The organism is Stenotrophomonas sp. STEN023 (assembly GCF_056760135.1).
This window is the reverse complement of the sequence record NZ_JBRREF010000021.1, coordinates 52,420-70,029: the sequence shown is the minus strand read 5'-3', so window position 1 is coordinate 70,029 and position 17,610 is coordinate 52,420. Positions and strand designations below refer to the sequence as shown.

Annotated in this window: 12 protein-coding genes and 1 pseudogene; 10 read left to right on the top strand and 3 right to left on the bottom strand. The window is 65.0% G+C overall.

What is annotated here, in order from left to right:
* The 4 genes and pseudogenes from ACVOLV_RS08670 to ACVOLV_RS08655 all read left to right on the top strand — a co-directional run.
* Positions 1 to 153, top strand: a pseudogene (locus tag ACVOLV_RS08670) (IPT/TIG domain-containing protein); the annotation flags it as partial.
* 27 nt (positions 154 to 180) lie between these two features.
* The gene (locus tag ACVOLV_RS08665) at positions 181 to 4,287 is read left to right on the top strand and encodes an Ig-like domain-containing protein (protein WP_481554030.1); all 4,107 of its coding nucleotides are present in this window, start codon (positions 181 to 183) and stop codon (positions 4,285 to 4,287) included.
* 303 nt (positions 4,288 to 4,590) lie between these two features.
* Complete coding sequence (locus ACVOLV_RS08660; protein ID WP_481554029.1) at positions 4,591 to 5,505, top strand: M48 family metallopeptidase; 915 nt, start codon at positions 4,591 to 4,593, stop codon at positions 5,503 to 5,505.
* A gap of 85 nt (positions 5,506 to 5,590) precedes the next feature.
* Positions 5,591 to 6,805: a virulence factor family protein gene (locus tag ACVOLV_RS08655; RefSeq protein WP_481554028.1), complete on the top strand. Its 1,215-nt coding sequence runs from the start codon at positions 5,591 to 5,593 to the stop codon at positions 6,803 to 6,805.
* Here the strand turns inward: ACVOLV_RS08655 and xseA are convergent.
* The 3 genes from xseA to queG all read right to left on the bottom strand — a co-directional run bounded on the left by xseA (position 6,796) and on the right by queG (position 9,764).
* On the bottom strand, positions 6,796 to 8,163 hold the full coding sequence (xseA, locus tag ACVOLV_RS08650; RefSeq protein ID WP_481554027.1) for an exodeoxyribonuclease VII large subunit: 1,368 nt from the start codon (positions 8,161 to 8,163) through the stop codon (positions 6,796 to 6,798). The genes ACVOLV_RS08655 and xseA overlap by 10 nt on opposite strands.
* An 84-nt stretch (positions 8,164 to 8,247) precedes the next feature.
* Entirely contained in the window at positions 8,248 to 8,622 is a 375-nt protein-coding gene (locus ACVOLV_RS08645) for a DUF6559 family protein (protein WP_481554026.1), read from the bottom strand.
* A gap of 59 nt (positions 8,623 to 8,681) precedes the next feature.
* Entirely contained in the window at positions 8,682 to 9,764 is a 1,083-nt protein-coding gene (gene queG, locus ACVOLV_RS08640; protein WP_481554025.1) for a tRNA epoxyqueuosine(34) reductase QueG, read from the bottom strand.
* Between the two features lie 23 nt (positions 9,765 to 9,787).
* On the opposite strand from queG, the gene ACVOLV_RS08635 reads away from it, so the two are divergent.
* The 6 genes from ACVOLV_RS08635 to ACVOLV_RS08610 all read left to right on the top strand — a co-directional run bounded on the left by ACVOLV_RS08635 (position 9,788) and on the right by ACVOLV_RS08610 (position 17,467).
* Positions 9,788 to 11,260: an NAD(P)H-hydrate dehydratase gene (locus ACVOLV_RS08635; protein ID WP_481554024.1), complete on the top strand. Its 1,473-nt coding sequence runs from the start codon at positions 9,788 to 9,790 to the stop codon at positions 11,258 to 11,260.
* Between the two features lie 8 nt (positions 11,261 to 11,268).
* The gene (tsaE, locus tag ACVOLV_RS08630; protein WP_481554023.1) at positions 11,269 to 11,748 is read left to right on the top strand and encodes a tRNA (adenosine(37)-N6)-threonylcarbamoyltransferase complex ATPase subunit type 1 TsaE; all 480 of its coding nucleotides are present in this window, start codon (positions 11,269 to 11,271) and stop codon (positions 11,746 to 11,748) included.
* A gap of 80 nt (positions 11,749 to 11,828) precedes the next feature.
* On the top strand, positions 11,829 to 13,415 hold the full coding sequence (locus ACVOLV_RS08625; protein WP_481554022.1) for an N-acetylmuramoyl-L-alanine amidase: 1,587 nt from the start codon (positions 11,829 to 11,831) through the stop codon (positions 13,413 to 13,415).
* Positions 13,416 to 13,734: 319 nt separating this feature from the next.
* Positions 13,735 to 15,594, top strand: a complete 1,860-nt coding sequence (gene mutL, locus ACVOLV_RS08620) for a DNA mismatch repair endonuclease MutL (protein ID WP_481554021.1) — start codon at positions 13,735 to 13,737, stop codon at positions 15,592 to 15,594.
* On the top strand, positions 15,594 to 16,535 hold the full coding sequence (locus ACVOLV_RS08615; RefSeq protein ID WP_481554020.1) for a DUF1684 domain-containing protein: 942 nt from the start codon (positions 15,594 to 15,596) through the stop codon (positions 16,533 to 16,535). The genes mutL and ACVOLV_RS08615 overlap by 1 nt, the downstream gene beginning before the upstream one ends.
* Positions 16,532 to 17,467 (top strand): TraB/GumN family protein, encoded by a 936-nt coding sequence (locus ACVOLV_RS08610; protein WP_481554019.1) that lies wholly within the window; start codon positions 16,532 to 16,534, stop codon positions 17,465 to 17,467. The genes ACVOLV_RS08615 and ACVOLV_RS08610 overlap by 4 nt, the downstream gene beginning before the upstream one ends.
* Positions 17,468 to 17,610: the final 143 nt, after the last annotated feature.

Sequence of the window (17,610 nt, the reverse complement as noted above, 5' to 3'; positions counted from 1 at the left end):
GGCGCGACTGCGGTCAGATTCGGCGCCACCAACGCTTCGTATACCGTCAACAGCGCGACATCGATCAGCGCGACATCGCCTGCCGGCGCGGCAGGAACGGTAGATATCACGGTGACGACGGCCGGCGGTACCAGTGCTACCAGTGGCGCGGACCAGTTTACTTACGTCGCTCCGCCAACCGTGTCTTCAGTCTCCCCGAGCGCGGGTGGCGTGAGCGGCGGCACCAGCGTGACGATCACCGGTACCAACTTTGCAGGCGCAACTGCAGTCAGGTTCGGCGCTACCAGCGCTTCGTATACCGTCAACAGCGCGACATCGATCAGCGCGACATCGCCTGCCGGCGCGGCAGGAACGGTGGATATCACGGTGACGACGGCCGGCGGTACCAGTGCTACCAGTGGCGCGGACCAGTTTACTTACGTCGCTGCAGCGCCCGTTGCCAACCCCGTCAGTGCGACCGTAGCCCATGGCAGCAGCAGCAATCCGATCACCCTGAGTATCACCGGTGGAGCACCGAGCAGTGTGGCGATCGGTTCCGGTGCCACGCACGGCACGGCCAGCGCCAGTGGTACTGCAATCACCTACACGCCGACGGCGTCGTACTCGGGTTCCGACTCTTTCACCTATACCGCGACCAATGGCTCGGGAACATCATCGCCGGCGACGGTTACGATCACGGTAAGTGCTGCGACTGTCAATTTCGCTCCAGCTTCACCTGGCGCCGCCCAAGTCGGGGTCAGCTATAGCAATACGGTGGCAGGTGCCAGCGGCGGCACGGCACCATATACCTACGTGCTGGCGTCCGGGGCGTTGCCTGCCGGCGTTACCCTTGGCAGCAACGGTAGCTTGTCAGGCACGCCTAGCGGGGCTGGCAGCTTCAACTTCACCGTAAAGGCCACCGACAGCAGTTCCGGCACTGGTCCGTTCAGTACCACCAGCGGCACGTTGACGCTGACGGTTGCTGTGCCGACGATCTCGATCAATCCGGGCGGTCTGTCGGCAGCCTCCGTTGGTGTGGCGTACAGCAGCTCGATCTCAGCCAGCGGGGGAACCGCGCCGTACAGCTTCAGCCTGCGCTCTGGCGCTTTGCCGCCAGGCTTGACGCTGGCGTCGAACGGTATGCTTTCGGGCACCGCAACGGGTGGGGGCACGTTCAACATCACTATTGGAGCGACCGACAGCAGCACCGGTACCGGCGCGCCATTCAGCGCCAACCAGATGTACACGTTGACCGTCAACGCACCGACCATTTCCCTTACCCCAGTCAGCCTGCCAGCGGCCAGTGTCGGTACGGCGTACAGCAGCACAGTCACTGCTTCGGGCGGCGTTGCCCCGTACGGGTATGCGGTGACTTCGGGCGCCTTGCCGACGGGTTTGACGCTGGGGTCCAACGGCATATTGTCGGGTACGCCTACTGCCGGTGGCACCTTCAACTTCACCGTGACGGCGACTGATAGCAGCTCAGGCACCCCCTATACGGGCAGCCGGGCCTACACGCTCAGCCTTGGCGTGCCGACGCTGAGTCTCAGCCCGAGCAGTGGCAACAGCTTCACCGGCAATGCAGGCAGCGCCTTCAGCCAGACTTTTGTCGCCAGTGGGGGCCTTGCGCCGTACCACTTTGCCGCAATGACGATCACGGCCGGCAGTTTGCCGAGCGGCCTGTCGTACAACACCGCCACCGGCACCTTGTCCGGCACGCCGATGTCGGCTGGCATCGTGGTGTTCCAGATCACCGCCACCGACAGCACGACCGGCGCCGGCCCGGCACTGCAAACCGGCACCTATACGCTGATGATCGCGGCACCGACGATCACCGTGTCACCGGCGACGCTGCCCAATGCGGTCATGGGCACGGGCTACAGCCAGAGCGTTAGCGCCAGTGGTGGTGTGGCGCCCTACGGCTACAACGTCAGTGCCGGCAGCCTGCCGACGGGCCTGACCTTGAACACCGCGAATGGCACGTTGGGCGGTACGCCGACCGGCCAGGGCAGTTTCTCGTTTACCATCACGGCGACCGATTACAACGGTTTCACCAGTACTCGCGCTTTCACCGTAGTGACAAATCCTCAGGCACCTGTTGCCGGAGCAACCAGCACGACCGTGCCGTGGAATACCGCGACGTCGATTGATCTGGCAGCAGTAATGACTGGCGGCGTGGCCAGCAGCGTGGTCGTCAGTGCGCTGCCAGCGCATGGCAGCGTGGTGATCAGCGGCGCTGTCGCAACATATACGCCAGCGCCGGGTTACTCGGGCAGCGACAGCTTCAGCTATACCGCGACCAACGTCAGTGGCTCATCGGCGGCGATAGTAAGCCTGATGATCAATCCGCAGGTCCCGGTGGCGGGTGGCAAGAGCGTGACGATCGCTTATGACGCTGTCACCCAGATCGATCTGGCGTCGGTCATCAGTGGTGGCACACCGGGCAACCTCAGCGTGTCCACGCACCCTGCACATGGCACAACCTCGGTCTCTGGTACGACGGTCACCTATACGCCAACTGCCAGCTACAGTGGCACGGACAGCTTCAGCTACACGGCGACCAATGCAGGCGGGACGTCCGCACCGGCGGTCGTCAACCTGACGATCAATCCGCAGGCTCCGGTAGCGGGTGCCAAGAGCGTGAGCGTGGCCTTCGATGCAGCGACACCGATTGACCTGGCACCAGTCATCAGCGGCGGGGCGCCGGATAGCCTGGCCGTATCCACCAGCCCGGCTCATGGCACTGCGACCATCGCCGGCACGACCATCACTTACACGCCTGCCGCCGGCTACAGTGGCACGGATAGCTTCAGCTATACGGTGACCAATGCTGGTGGCACCTCCGCGCCAGCAACGGTGAAACTGCAGGTGAATCCGCCGGCGCCATCGCTCACACCATTGAATGTAGCGACCGCGTCGGGTGTGCCAATTACCATTGATGTTGCATCCCGGGCGAGCGGTGGTCCTTTCACTGCACTGGTCTTGATCTCACCATCGGGCGATGGCAAGACCGCTGTGCACGGGCTCGACATCGTCTACACGCCGACGCCGACGTTCGTGGGCAGTACAAGCATCGTATACAGCCTGAGCAACGCCTATGGCACCACCCAGGGCACGGTAACGGTCACCGTCAATGCGCGACTGGATGTTTCCCGGGATCCGGAGGTCACCGGTCTGGTAGCTGCACAGGCAGATGCCGTCCGCCGTTTTGCCACGGCTCAACTTGGCAACTTCAACCGTCGGCTTGAGCGCTTGCACGGCACCGGCTGGGCGGGCTCGGACTCCAATCTGACTGTGAGCGCGAACGGCCTTGGCATGAGCTTTACGCCATCCGGGGCTACACCGAGCAGCCAGAACATGCGTCGAAACGACAACGGCATGGACGAACAGCGGCTGCTCGCTGCCACGGCTGACGACCGTGCCAGAGCACAGCGCTGTGCGCTGGAGGGAGCTGACGCCGATAGCCAGCTCCGTGCGTTTGGCTTCTGGATCGATGGACGCATCGAACTCGGGCAGCGCGACGCCGCAACCAACCAGTCCAAGTTCCGCTTCCAGACCGATGGCATCAGCCTGGGGGCGGACTATCGCTTCAATGGCTGGGCATCGCTCGGCGCGGGTGTCGGTTATGCACGCGATGTCAGCGACGTTGGCAGCAATGGCTCCAGCAGCACCGGCACCACGCGCATCATGGCGCTCTACGGAAGCCTGCGTCCGGCGGAAAACTGGTTCGTCGATGGCGTGGTGGGCTATGGCGCGCTCGATTTCGACCTGAAGCGCTATATCACCGACACGCACGGGTTCGCCCATGGGAAGCGCAAAGGCAACCAGGCGTTCGGTTCGTTGGCAACAGGCTATGAAGCCCGCCACAACACCTGGATGGTGTCGCCGTATGCACGTTTGGATGTGATGAATGCTCAGCTGGATGCCTATACCGAATCGGCGAGCGGCTTCAGTGCGCTGCGCTATGACGAGCAGGCGGTCCGGATGACGACCGGGGCACTGGGCATGCGTGGGGAGCTGCTGTTCAGGACCCGGCTCGGCAATCTGATTCCGCGGATGCGCCTGGAGTACCGGCACTACTTTGAGGGAGCCGACAACGCCCGTCTGGGGTATGCCGACCTTACCGGCGTCGGGCCAATCTACTCGGTCCGGCCGGTACAGGCCGAGCGCAACCAGGTCGTGCTCGGAATCGGTGGCGGCTTGTTCCTGCATAACGGGATGGCCATTTCACTCGATTACGATGCGACCTTGAACAACAGCGATGGCTACAGTCAGCTGATCAACGCACGGATCGAGCTGCCGTTCTGACGCTACGGCTGCTCGGCTCTGCAAGCAGCGAAACTGCCGGCACGTACGCCGGCAGTTTTTTGTCCGGTCATCGATGGCGATCGGCGTCCCGGGTGGCAGGCTCGAAGTGCCGACCGGTCTGGTCTGGACGGGCAGGTAGCACCGAAGCCAGAGCCAGTGTGCCTTGGGGCCAGGAACGCGACCGGGGCGGGCCTATCTGGTTTGCTTCCCATCACAGGTTGTCAGCAGCGGGCAACTTATGATTTCGGGAACCGCTGGCGTTACCATCGGCCACGGCCAGCCCGGCCAAGACGGAATCCAACCATGCGACAAGATCCTTTCGGTAACCAAGGCAATGGCGGCCAACGTCGGCGTGGTGGCGGCCTGTTCGGGAATATCCGCTGGGTGGTCCTGCTGGGCTTCGCGGTCTATGGCGGCTGCTATTACTTCGGCAATCGCTCGGTGGACCCGTATACCGGCGAGAAGGTGCTGATCGACAGCTCGCTCAATGCCAGCGAAGAGAAGGCGATGGGCCTGCAGGCCTACCAGGAGATCCTGGCGCAGGAGCGGCCGGTCGACCCCAATTCGCAGATTGCCCGCCAGGTGCGCGAGATCGCCAGCCGCCTGATCGCCAAGGTCGACGTGGTGGAGACCTCCTTGGCGCAGGAGCATGGCTTGCAGCCACAGCACTTCGCCAAGGATTTCGAGTGGGACGTGAACGTGCTGCAGTCCGATGAGGCCAATGCGTTCTGCCTGCCCGGCGGCAAGATGGCGGTGTATACCGGCTTGATTCCGGTCGCACAGAACGCCGATGCGCTGGCAGTGGTGATGGGGCACGAAATCGCCCACGCCTTGCTGCGCCACGGTGCCCAGCGCATGGCCCAGCAGAAGCTGACCCAGATCGGGCAGATGGCCGGCGCCGCCAGTGGCATGGATGTGCAGCAGCAACAGATGATGATGTCGGCGATGGGCTACGGCTATCTGCTGCCCTACGCGCGTTCGCACGAAACCCAGGCCGATGAAGTCGGGCTGATGCTGGCTGCAGCAGCCTGTTTCAACCCGGAAGAGGCAGTGCCGCTGTGGCAGCGCATGAGCCAGGCCAGTGGCGGCCAGGCGCCGCCGGAGTTCTCCTCCACCCACCCCAATCCCGGCACCCGCATCCAGAACCTGCAGGCGCTGATGCCGAAGGCGATGGAGTACCGGCAGCGCTATTGCACGGCGGGCGCGGCAGCGCGCTGACCAGCGCGGCAACGGCATGCACATGGACATAACCAACGCCGGCGGATGCTCGCCGGCGTTTTCCGTGGTGGTTCAGAGGTAACTGATGCGACGTGGTACAGGATTTGGATTGGGCGCGCTGCTGATCGTGGTGCTGGCTGCTTGCGCCTGGACGGCACAAGCCAAGCACCTGTCTGCTGGCCGCTATGGCCGCGTGCAGGTGGTTCAGCCGCCTGCCGAGGCGCGCGGACTGGTCATCTATTTTGCGGACCCTGCGGTGCCGCAGGCAGAGCGTAAGCAGCTGGCTACGCAGTTGGCGCAGGCCGGTGCCTGGGTGGCGGTGGTGGACGCTGCGCGCTACCGGCAGCAACTGCAGAACGGCAATGGCAGCTGTCGGGCGATGGCTGACGACGCTGCTTTGCTTGCGCAGAAACTGCTCAAACGTGCGCACGCCGAGCAGTTCTTCCTGCCGGTACTGCTGGGGCAGGGGAGTAGCGCAGGTCTGGTCCGTGACAGTGCTGCAGGCGCTGCACCGGGCGAGTTTGCTGCAGCGCTGGTAACGGGTGCTGATGTGTCGGCTGCTGCCAGGCTCTGTCGTGGAGGCTCGACGGCCGTGCAGGTCGTGGATGTTGCGGACTCGGCATTGCCCGCTACCGTGCAGGCGGCCTTGGGTACGGCGCCAGCGCCAGGCGTGGCCGCGCTGCCGTTGGTCGAGATGCCGGTTACGGGCAGCAAGCGGCTGGTGGTGCTGATGTCGGGTGATGGCGGCTGGCGCGATCTGGACAAGGGGCTTGCGCATGCGCTCAACCAGCGGGGTATTTCAGTCGTCGGCTGGAACAGCCTGCGTTACTTCTGGAAGCAGCGGACTGCCGCGCAGGTGGCGGGCGACCTGGATAGCGTATTGCGCAGCTATCGGCAGCGATGGCAGGTAGATGATGTGGCCTTGGTCGGTTACTCGTTTGGCGCGGACGTGCTGCCATTCGCCTATCCACTGCTCAGTGAAGAGCAGCGTCGCCCGGTGCGACTGGTGTCGCTGTTGGGGTTGGCGCACGGCGCGGACTTCGAAGTGCGGGTGGGCGGTTGGCTGGGTTGGTTCCGGGCGCAGGAAGTGCCGGTGCAACCGGCGTTGGCAGGGCTGCAGCCAGTTGCGCATCAATGCATCTACGGCGTCGACGAGAAAGACAGCCTGTGCCGTGACCTGCAGGGCGACGCACACATGCAGGTGGTTGCGCGCCCCGGTGGGCATCACTTCGACCGTGATCCGGCCATGTTGGCGCAGATCATCGTGGAACGCTGGGATGCGGTGCAGGCTCAGCCCTGAGTGGCGTCGCCTGTCGAGGCGCGGTTGATCCGCTCGACCCGCACCTCCAGTTCGCCTTCGGCCAAACGTGCGCGCAGCGGTTCGCCGGGCTGGACCTGGTCGGCTGATCGAACCAGCGCGCCATCCTCTGTTCGGGTAAGGATCGAGTAGCCGCGTGCCACCGTCGCCAGTGGGCTGACCGCTTCCAGTGAGCGGGCCAGGCCTTGCAGGCGCAGGGTGTCGCGCTGCAGTTGCCGTCCCATCGCCGCGTTTGCGCGCGGGGCCAGCGCGGCCAGCTTCGCTGCCAAGGCATCCAGGCGGCGCTGCGGCTGGGTGCTGCGCAGCACCGCTGCCGCATGTGCCAGGCGCGCGCCGCGGCGTTCCAGTTGCTGCCGCCATTGCGATTGCAGTCGCGTGAAGGCAGCTTGCTGGCGATGTTCCAGCAGGGTCAGGCGTGCCTGCGGGCTATGCGCCTGCAGTCGCAGCGCTGCGCGATCCGCGCGTTGCATGGCCTGGCCCAGCGCATGTATCTGCAGCTGATTCAGGCGTTGCGCGAGGCGGCGCACACGCAGGGCCAGGTCGCGTTGGTCCGGCACCAGCAGTTCTGCCGCGACCGAAGGCGTCGGCGCGCGCAGGTCGGCGGCAAAGTCGGTCAGGCTGAAGTCGGTTTCGTGGCCTACCGCGGAGACTACCGGTGTGTTGCTGGCAGCCACCGCACGCGTCAGCTGTTCGTCGTTGAAGCCCCACAGGTCTTCCAGTGAGCCGCCGCCACGGGTCAGCAGGATCACGTCGTAACGGCCGCTGGCGTCGGCCTGGCGCAGCAGTGAGGTGATCTGCGGGGCAGCGGTGGCACCCTGTACCAGCGACGGCAGCAGCTCGACTTCCAGCATCGGGAAGCGGCGCTCCAGCACGCTCAGTACGTCGCGTACCGCTGCGCCGCTGGGCGAGGTGATCACCGCCAAGCGGCGCACATGCGCCGGCATCGGCCGCTTGCGTGCTGGATCAAACAAGCCTTCGGCTTCGAGCCTGGCCTTGAGTTCGTCGTAGGCGCGGCGCAAAGCGCCTTCGCCGGCTTCTTCCATGTGATCGAGGATCAGCTGGTAGTCGCCGCGTGCTTCGTACAGGGTGAGGCGGCCGCGTACCAGTACGCGCATGCCTTCGCGCGGGAGGAATTTCAGCCACTGGCTCTTGGGCTTGAACATCGCCGCCCGCACCTGCGCGCGTGCGTCCTTCAAGGTGAAGTACAGGTGCCCCGAGGCGGGCCGGCTGACACTGCCCAGCTCACCTTCCACCCACACCATCGGGAACGTGCTCTCAAGGAGATCGCGCGCCAAGGTGTTGAGCTGGTTGGGAGTGAGGATCTCGTTGTTGGAAGTCATGATTGAACTACGGTGCCGGTAGGGCGCCCGTCTGCGCCAAGGCATGGGCGGGCTGTCGGCCGCTATCTTACGGGAGTGCCCGGTTTAGTCGAAGAAATCGAAGAGGGAGACGTCCAGGTCGGGGAATTCCAGCCAGGACAGGTCGAAATCAAACCAGCTCGCGTTACTGTCGGTGGCCATCGAGCGCAGCATCTCTGCTTTCATTGCGGCGTAGTCGCAGGCGTCACCACTGGCTGCATGCAACTGGTCAAAGTCGGAATGGGTGTTGAACAGAGCATGTGACCAGCATGCGAGATCGAGGTCGATCTTGTTGCGGCGGTTGGCGTCGCGCACCTGTTGTACCGAGTAGAAGTTGCGCTTGCCATAGTGGCGAAGCAGGTCGTCGCCGACCAGTTGGGCTTGGCGGCGTTTGTCCTCAGGCGCGATGGCGCAGGGAGCGGCTGACAGTTCGTTGCTCATTCACGTTCCTTGTGGCGATTGTGGGGAGTGATGGTGCTGGCATCGCAAGGGGAGTGGTGCTAAGGCTTCTGCGCCGCATCAGCGTGCCGCCGCAGGGCCCACTGCACATGCTCACGCACCACTTCGGAAGCGTGCGTCTGGCGACTTTGCAATGCGCTCTGCGCGGCAGCCGAGGGCGCTGCGTTGCCCAGCGCCACGGCGATATTGCGCAGCCAGCGCTCATGCCCGCTGCGGCGGATCGGGCTGCCTTCGGTGCGGCGCAGGAATTCGTCTTCTTCCCAGGCGAACAGCTCGGGCAGGGTGGCGGTGTCCAGGTTGTTGCGGGCGCGGAAGTCCGGCTCGTCGGTGCGCTGGGCGAATTTGTTCCAGGGGCACACCAGTTGGCAGTCATCGCAGCCATAGATGCGGTTGCCCATCAGCGGACGCATGTCCAGCGGAATCGCGCCCTCGTGCTCGATGGTCAGATAGGAGATGCAGCGGCGTGCGTCCAGACGATGCGGGGCAATGATGGCGGCGGTGGGGCAGACATCGATGCAGCGCGTGCAGCTGCCGCAGTGGGCGGTGGCCGGCACATCCACCGGCAACGGCAGGTCGACGTAGATCTCACCGATGAAGAACCAGGAGCCACCATTGCGGTCGATCAGGCAGGTGTGCTTGCCGATCCAGCCCAGCCCGGCATTGCGCGCCAGGGCGCGCTCCAGCACAGGCGCCGAGTCGACGAAGACCCGGTAGCCGAATTGACCGACTTCGCTGGCGATGCGCTCGGCCAGTTTCTGCAGGCGGTTGCGCATCAGCTTGTGGTAATCACGGCCAAGCGCGTAGCGCGCCACATAGGCACGTTCGCTGTCATTCAAGGTCGCCCAGGCTTCGGCATCCTCCTTGGGGCCGTAATCCATGCCGACCGAAATCACCCGCAGCGTGCCTGGCAGCAGTTCATTCGGGCGTGCGCGGAGGGTGCCGTGGCGGGCCATCCAGTCCATCGTTCCGTACAGACCCTTGCCCAGCCAATCGGCCAGGTGTGCCTCATCCTCGCCCAGCTCGATGCCGCTGACCCCGCAGCGCTGGAAGCCTGCCTCACGGGCAAGCTGGCGGATGCGCAGCGACAACTGCGCCGGATTTGCGGCGGTAACGGCTTCAGACATGGTGCAAGTATAGAATTGCCTGCATGTCAGAGCCCGTCGAACTGTTCGATATCGCCGCTGCCCGGCAGATTGATGGGCAAGCAAGCGCTGCCCTGGGTGGCGACGCATACGTCCTGATGCAGCGTGCTGGCCACGCCGCCTGGCAGGCCGCGCTGCAGTATTGGCCGCAGGCGCGGCGCATCGTGGTGGTCTGCGGGCCGGGTAACAACGGCGGCGATGGCTATGTGTTGGCCCGTCACGCCCGCCAGTCCGGGCGCGACGTCAGCGTTCTGCATCTGCAGGCTGCGTCGCCGCGCACGCCCTTGGCGCAACGCGCCTGCACCGATTATCTGGCCGTGGGTGGTCACGTCGAGATCGCCATGGAATGCCTGCAGCAGGCCGACCTGATCGTCGATGCGCTGTACGGCATTGGCTTCAACCGCGCGCCAGATGCCGATGACGCGGCCCTTATCGCCGCAATCAATGCCGCGTCGGCGCCGGTATTTGCACTGGATGTGCCCAGCGGCGTCGATGCGCTCAGCGGCAACGTGGCGGGCGCGGCGGTGCGTGCGGCACGCGTGCTGCAGTTCATCGTGCCCCATCAAGGCCTGCACACCGGTGCAGCGCTGGAACATGCGGGACAGCGCCTGCTTGCCGATCTGGAGGTGCCTGCCGCGGCGTTTGAGGGTGTCAGTGCAAGCGCGCTGCGTTGGGCCCGGCCACAGTTGCTGCAGTTTTTGCCGCCGCGGCGGCTCAATACCCACAAAGGTGAATCCGGCCACGTGCTGTGTGTGGGCGGTAACCATGGCAGCGGCGGTGCGGTGATGCTTAGCGCCGAAGCGGCGCTGCGTAGTGGTGCCGGGCTGTGCAGCGTGGCAACGCGCGCCTTGCACGTGGCGCCATTGCTCGCGCGTTGCCCCGAAGCGATGGCGCACGCCGTAGACAGTTCGGAAGACTTCGCGCCCCTGCTTGCGCGCGCCAGCGTCATCGCAGTGGGGCCGGGCCTGGGCCAGGACGATTGGGCACATGCGCTGTGGTCGGCGGTACTGGCCAGTGGCAAGCCGTTGGTGCTTGATGCCGACGGCTTGAACCTGCTGGCCGCTGATCCCCGGCCCGTTCCGCAGGCGATCCTCACCCCGCATCCCGGCGAGGCCGCGCGCCTGCTCGGCACCGATACCGCCAGCATCCAGCGTGACCGTTTCGCCGCCGCGCATGCCTTGGCGGCGCGTTATGCGGCCGTGGTGGTGCTGAAAGGCGCCGGTAGCGTGATTGCCGCGCCAGGAAAGCTGCCGCGGGTCATTGCCGCCGGCAATCCGGGCATGGCGGTTGGTGGCATGGGCGACCTGCTGACCGGCGCCATTGCCGCGTCGCTGGCGCAGGGCCTGCCACTGTTTGATGCCGCCAGCACCGGTGCCTTGCTGCACAGCCTGGCTGGCGATGCCGCAGCAGGCGAAGGTGAGCGCGGGCTGTTGCCGCGCGATCTATTGCCGCACCTGCGCACCCTTGCCAATCCATAATGTCTCCCATGATCGAACTGTCATTGCCCCAAGCCGAGAGCACCGACCTGCTGGGTCAGGCCCTGGCACAGACCCGGCCCGCGCAGGCGGTGGTTCACCTGCAAGGTGATCTTGGCGCCGGAAAATCCACCCTGGCCCGCGCGCTATTGCGCGCGCTGGGCGTGCAGGGGCCGATCCGCAGCCCCACCTACACCTTGATCGAACGCTATCCGCTGGACAGCGGCGAAGCCTGGCATCTGGACCTGTACCGGATCGGCAATGCGGGCGAGCTGGATTTCCTCGGTCTGGACGACGCCAGTGCCGACCTGTGGCTGATCGAATGGCCCGAGCGCGGGGCCGGCGGTCTGCCACCGTTGGACCTGGTGGTGGCACTGGAAATCGACGGCCACGGTCGCCGGGCGAGCCTGCGGGCACATAGCCCGACGGGTGAGGACTGGTTGCAGCGGCTGCGCAAAACGGGTCACTTGCAGGGGCTTCCTGCCCTGTAACAACAGGAAGTTACGGCAGGTTGCGGATTATTAAGGGAAAAAATGTTGCAATTACCGAAATCCGGTGATTGAATCCGCCCATGACTACGGGAAACCGCCTGTTCGCATTGTCTGTCGCCGTCGCCGGCCTCTGCCTGGCCAGCGCTTCCGCGTGGGCCGGTGAGGTCCGTGGACTCGGTTTGAGCGCAGGCGCTACCGGTACCCGTGCCGAGATCCAGTTGGCCGGTGGTGGTAGCTACAAGACCATCAGCCTCGCCGGTCCGAACCGGCTGGTCATCGATTTCCCTGACTCCACCGGCGTGCGCGGCCTCAAGTTGCCTGCGGCTGTTGGTGTGGTCACTGCCGTACGCACCGGTAATCCGGTCCCCGGCACCTTCCGCATCGTGTTCGACCTGGCCGAATCCGTGGCTGCGTTCAAGCCGCAGATGCAGGGGCAGGGCGCCGAATCCAAATTGCTGATCGAGTGGCCGGGTGACACCCCGCCGCGTGCAACTGCTGCCGTCGCGCCCGTCGCAACTGCTCCAGCGGCAAGCGTGCCGCCGGCTGCCGCAGTTGTTGTGAATCCTGAGCAGGCCCGTGCCGAAGCTGCCCGTGCCACGGCTGCATTGACCGCTGCCGTGCGCCAGCAGGCGGCCACGCCGCCGGCGCCGGTGCAAGCGGCCCCGGTCGCCACAACGACCGTCGCCGCCAACACCGACAATCCGCCGATAGCTGCATCGACGTCTTCGCCGGCAGCCATCCTCAATGGGCAAGGCACGCCGGTACGCACCACCATTGCTACCGGCGTACCGACTCCGATCGTGGCAAATCCTGCCGCCGCCGCACCGGTTGCTGCAGCGCAAACGCCTTCGCCGCGTCCGGTCATGCCAAGTGACGCGTCACGAATTCGCATGGCGCCGGGCATGCGCAACCTGGTGGTGGCCATCGATCCGGGCCATGGCGGCCAGGATCCGGGTGCCGTCGGGCCTACCGGCAAGCGCGAGAAGGACGTAACGCTGGCGGTTGCGCGTGAGCTGGCCCGTCAGGTCAATGCTACCCCGGGCCTGCGTGCGTTCCTGACCCGCGACACCGACGTGTTCATTCCGCTGCCGATGCGTGCCCAGCGTGCGCGTGCAGCCAAGGCCGATATCTTCATTTCGATCCACGCCGATGCGGCCGAGAACCGCTCAGCGACGGGTTCATCGGTGTATGTGCTGTCGACCAAGGGCGCGTCCTCGCAGCGTGCGCGTTGGCTGGCGGACAAGGAAAACTCGGCCGATCTGATTGGCGGTGTCAGCCTCAACCGCACCGAGGGCACCTTGGCCAACGTGCTGCTGGATCTGGCCCAGAGCGGCAACATGAAGGCGTCCGAAGATGCGGCTGGGCATGTGCTTGGTGGCCTCAAGCGTATCGGCAACAACCACAAGCCGAACCTTGAGCGGGCCAACTTCGCCGTACTGCGCACCTCCGACATGCCGGCAATGCTGGTCGAGACCGCGTTCATCTCCAACCCGGATGAAGAGCGCCGCCTGATCGATCCGGCCTATCAGCGCCGTATTGCCGGCGCGGTGCTGGATGGCGTGCATACCTTCTTCAGCCGCCAGCCGCCGCCGGGAACCCTGTTTGCAGCCCGCGCCCAGGCCGAGATGGATGCCGCAGCTGGCACCGTTGCCGGTGGTAGCAAGTAAAGTAGAGCTTGATTCAAGCCCGCTGCTGGCGGAGCTTCTGGCAATGAGACACCCCGAATCCGATGCCAAGGTGCTGGCGTCGGATTTTTTGCTTTGTGTGGGAGCGGCGTGAGCCGCGAAGCTGCTGCAGCTTCAGGCTCCGTTGGCTTCGCGGCTTACGCCGCTCCCACAAGAGACCGCCTGCCGGGCTGTATCGGCTGCTCTCGGTGTTCGGCCCATGCTCGGCTATCATCGTCAGCATGCATGAAGTCAGCCTGATCCCCCGCCAATCCTCGCTCCCGTATTCCGCCAACGCCCCGCAGTTGCCCGGCGGTGTGGCATGAATGCGATCCGTCCGCTGCCGGAAATCCTGATCAACCAGATCGCCGCCGGCGAAGTGGTTGAACGCCCCGCCTCGGTGGTGAAGGAACTGGTCGAGAACGCGCTTGATGCCGGTGCTACACGCGTTGATATCGATCTGGAAGAGGGTGGTGTACGCCTGATCCGCATCCGCGACAACGGTGGTGGTATCGCTGCCGAGCAGCTGCCGCTGGCGGTATCGCGTCACGCCACCAGCAAGATCGCCAGTCTGGACGATCTGGAGTCGGTGGCTACGTTGGGCTTCCGGGGCGAAGCGCTGCCGTCGATTGCTTCGGTCAGCCGTTTCACCCTGGCGTCGCGTCGCGCCGATGACGAGCACGGCTCCGCGCTGCAGATCGAAGGTGGCAAGCTCGGTGATGTCACGCCGCGTGCGCACGCACCCGGCACCACCGTTGAAGTGCGCGAGTTGTTCTACAACGTGCCGGCACGGCGCAAGTTCCTGCGTGCCGAGCGCACCGAGCTCGGCCATATCGAAGAATGGCTGCGTTCGCTGGCGCTGGCCCGTCCAGACGTGGAGCTGCGTGTCTCGCACAACGGCAAGCCTTCGCGCCGCTACAAGCCCGGTGATCTGTATTCGGATGCGCGTCTGGGTGAAACCCTGGGCGAAGACTTTGCGCGCCAGGCGCTGCGCGTTGATCACAGTGCCGCTGGCCTGCGCCTGCATGGCTGGATCGCACAGCCTCAGTACTCGCGCGCCAGCGCGGACCAGCAGTACCTTTACGTCAACGGACGTTCGGTGCGTGATCGCAGCGTCAGCCACGCGGTGAAGATGGCCTACGGCGATGTGCTGTACCACGGCCGGCAACCGGCCTACGTCCTGTTCCTGGAGCTCGACCCGACCCGTGTCGACGTCAACGTGCATCCGGCCAAGCACGAAGTGCGGTTCCGCGATTCGCGGTTGATCCATGATTTCGTCTACCGCACCTTGAAGGATGCGCTGGCCGAAACCCGCGCCGGCATGGAGCCCGCCGCAGGGCAGGCGCATCCTGCCGACCCACAGGCACAGCCAGCGCCCAGCTACAGCGCAGGCGGTTACATGCTGTCGCGCCCGGGCGGCAGTGCAGGTGGCGGCGGTGGTGGAAACTGGCAGGCGCGGCAATCGCCGTTGGGCCTGCAGGTAGCCGATGCGCCTTCTGCGTACGCGGCACTGTATTCGCCGGTGGGCGACGACGCTGCTGGAGCGCGGCAGTTGGACGCAGGTCCATCGCTGCCGCCGACCTCGAACGAGGCCGGGGTGCCGCCGCTGGGCTACGCCGTTGCCCAGCTGCACGGCATCTATATCCTGGCTGAGAACGCCGAAGGCCTGATCATCGTCGACATGCATGCTGCCCATGAGCGCATCGGCTATGAGCGGCTGAAGAATGCACATGACGGCATCGGCCTGCATGCGCAGCCGTTGCTGGTGCCGATGACCTTGGCAGTGGGCGAGCGCGATGCCGATACCGCCGAGCGCGAGGCAGCCACGCTGGCGGCGCTGGGCTTCGAGGTCACCCGTTCCGGTCCCGGCTCGCTGCATGTGCGCAGCATTCCGGCACTGCTGGCCAACGCCGAGCCGGAGGGGCTGCTGCGCGATGTGCTCGGCGATCTGCGCGAGCACGGGCAGAGTCGGCGCATCGCCACGGCGCGCGACGAGCTGCTGTCGACCATGGCCTGCCACGGCGCAGTGCGTGCCAATCGGCGCCTGACCATTCCCGAAATGAATGCCTTGCTGCGCGACATGGAAATCACCGAGCGCTCCGGGCAATGCAACCATGGCCGTCCAACCTGGGCGCGCTTTTCCTTGGCTGAAATTGATCGCTGGTTCCTGCGGGGGCGTTGATGAAATACGTATTGGGGAGCGCGGCATTGATTGCCGCGATGCTGCTCGGTGGTTGCGGCGATGACGCAAACAACGCAGCGCCGAAGGTGCAGGTCGATCCAGCCTTCGCGCATGATAATGAGCTGTGGCGCGAGCAACGCCTGACCGAACTGCTGGCCCCCGATGGCTGGACCAGCCTGGTCGGCCTGCACTGGCTGGATCTGAAAGCGCATTACATCGGCAGCGGCAGCACCAGCGGCATCCGCCTGGCGGCAGGGCCGGCGCGCATGGGCCTGGTCACGCGTGTGGGTGATGCCTGGTTCTTTGCGCCCGAGCCGGGTGTCTCGGTCAAGGTTGACGGGCAGGTGGTGAAGGGGCGGATTCCGCTGCATAGCGATCATGCGGAGACTCCAACCCTGATCCATTTCGACGATGACAAGGGCACCATGAGCCTGATCGAGCGCGGGCCGCGCTTCGGCTTGCGGGTCAAACACGCCGAAGCGCCGGCGCGGGTCAACTTCAGCCATCTGGACTACTGGCCGGCGGATCCGAGCTGGCGCATCACCGCGCGCTTCGTGCCGCATGACGTCAACAAGACCATCCCCATTGTTGATATCACCGGGCTGACCACCGAGCTGGCCAATGCTGGTGCGATTGAATTCGAGCGTGATGGACGTACCTGGCGGCTGGAGGCACTGGGTGATGTTGGCCGTCCGCTGCAGGTGATCTTCGCCGATCGCACCAGTGGCCGTGGCAGTTACGCGGCTGGGCGCTACATCGATGTGGATGTGCCGGACGGGAAGAGCCAGGTGGTGATTGATTTCAATCGCGCCTACAACCCACCGTGTGCGTTCACGCCATTTGCCACCTGTCCCTTGCCGCCGCCGGAGAATCGTCTGGACATGGAAATCGAGGCTGGCGAGAAGGCTTATGCCAAGCCCAAACAGGAGCCCGCCGCATGAGCTGGAGCAAGCGTCTAGGCATGTTGTTGGCGGCCGCGTTTTTGTTGGCCACGCCGCTGTTGGTTGCCGCAGCAACGCCCAAGCCGGCGGCGAAGCAGCCGCCGGTGCCGCTGTTATGGAAGGTGAGCGGTGCGCAAGGCAGTGAGTTGTACCTGCTGGGCTCGTTCCACCTGCTCAAGCCTGATGACTATCCGCTCTCCAGTGACGTGGACCGTGCATTTGCCGGCGCGCAGCGGCTGTTGTTCGAGCTGTCGCCGGATGAAATGAATTCGCCAGAGCTTGGTGCACAGATGATGCAGGCGGCGTTGCGCCGTGATGGTCGCCAGCTCAAGGACGACCTTGATCCGCTTACCTGGCAGCGACTTGAACGATGGGGGGCAGCCAACAGCATGCCGGTGGATCGCCTGGGCGGGCTCAAGCCCTGGTTTGTCGGCCTGACCATCAGCGTCGCGCAGATGACCCGGCAAGGCCTGGACCCGAAGTCCGGGTTGGATCGGTATCTGATGGACCGCGCCGCGCAGGCCAACAAGCCTGCTTCAGGCCTGGAAAGCGCTGCTTCGCAGATCAGCATGCTCGACGGCATGAGCAACGACGAGCAGCGGCAGTTGCTGCGCGAAGCCTTGGAACAGGTGGAGAAGGGCGACGAGCAGAGCCGCCAGCTGCACGACGCGTGGCGGCGCGGCGATGACGTGATGCTGTGGCGGGACATGGCCGCGCAGATGAAGCGCGAGTATCCGGGGCTTTACCAGCGCATCAATGTGGAGCGTAACGATGCCTGGGTGCCGAAGTTGCAGCAGTGGCTGCAGCCGGGCCGTGGCAACACCTTGGTGGTGGTTGGCGCGCTGCATCTCTTGGGCAGCGACGGCGTGGTCGAGAAGCTGCGCGCGCAGGGTTACAAGGTCGAGCGGATCTGCAGCGCCTGCAAGCGTTGAGTGGCTTTGGTGTTGCAGCTTTTGTGGGAGCGGCGTAAGTCGCGAAGCCACTGAAGTCTGATGCCGCGGGAGCTTCGCGGCTTACGCCGCTCCCACAAAAAACAAATCTCCACAAAGCAAAAGGCCGACGCTTGCGTCGGCCT

Excerpts from the sequence above, each read along its gene's own strand:
- ACVOLV_RS08645 (WP_481554026.1), bottom strand. The coding sequence starts at position 8,622 with ATGAGCAACGAACTGTCAGCCGCTCCCTGCGCCATCGCGCCTGAGGAC.
- queG (WP_481554025.1), bottom strand. The coding sequence starts at position 9,764 with ATGTCTGAAGCCGTTACCGCCGCAAATCCGGCGCAGTTGTCGCTGCGC.
- xseA (WP_481554027.1), bottom strand. The coding sequence starts at position 8,163 with ATGACTTCCAACAACGAGATCCTCACTCCCAACCAGCTCAACACCTTG.
- tsaE (WP_481554023.1), top strand. The coding sequence starts at position 11,269 with ATGATCGAACTGTCATTGCCCCAAGCCGAGAGCACCGACCTGCTGGGT.
- ACVOLV_RS08655 (WP_481554028.1), top strand. The coding sequence starts at position 5,591 with ATGCGACGTGGTACAGGATTTGGATTGGGCGCGCTGCTGATCGTGGTG.
- ACVOLV_RS08660 (WP_481554029.1), top strand. The coding sequence starts at position 4,591 with ATGCGACAAGATCCTTTCGGTAACCAAGGCAATGGCGGCCAACGTCGG.
- ACVOLV_RS08625 (WP_481554022.1), top strand. The coding sequence starts at position 11,829 with ATGACTACGGGAAACCGCCTGTTCGCATTGTCTGTCGCCGTCGCCGGC.
- ACVOLV_RS08635 (WP_481554024.1), top strand. The coding sequence starts at position 9,788 with ATGTCAGAGCCCGTCGAACTGTTCGATATCGCCGCTGCCCGGCAGATT.
- ACVOLV_RS08610 (WP_481554019.1), top strand. The coding sequence starts at position 16,532 with ATGAGCTGGAGCAAGCGTCTAGGCATGTTGTTGGCGGCCGCGTTTTTG.
- ACVOLV_RS08615 (WP_481554020.1), top strand. The coding sequence starts at position 15,594 with ATGAAATACGTATTGGGGAGCGCGGCATTGATTGCCGCGATGCTGCTC.
- mutL (WP_481554021.1), top strand. The coding sequence starts at position 13,735 with ATGAATGCGATCCGTCCGCTGCCGGAAATCCTGATCAACCAGATCGCC.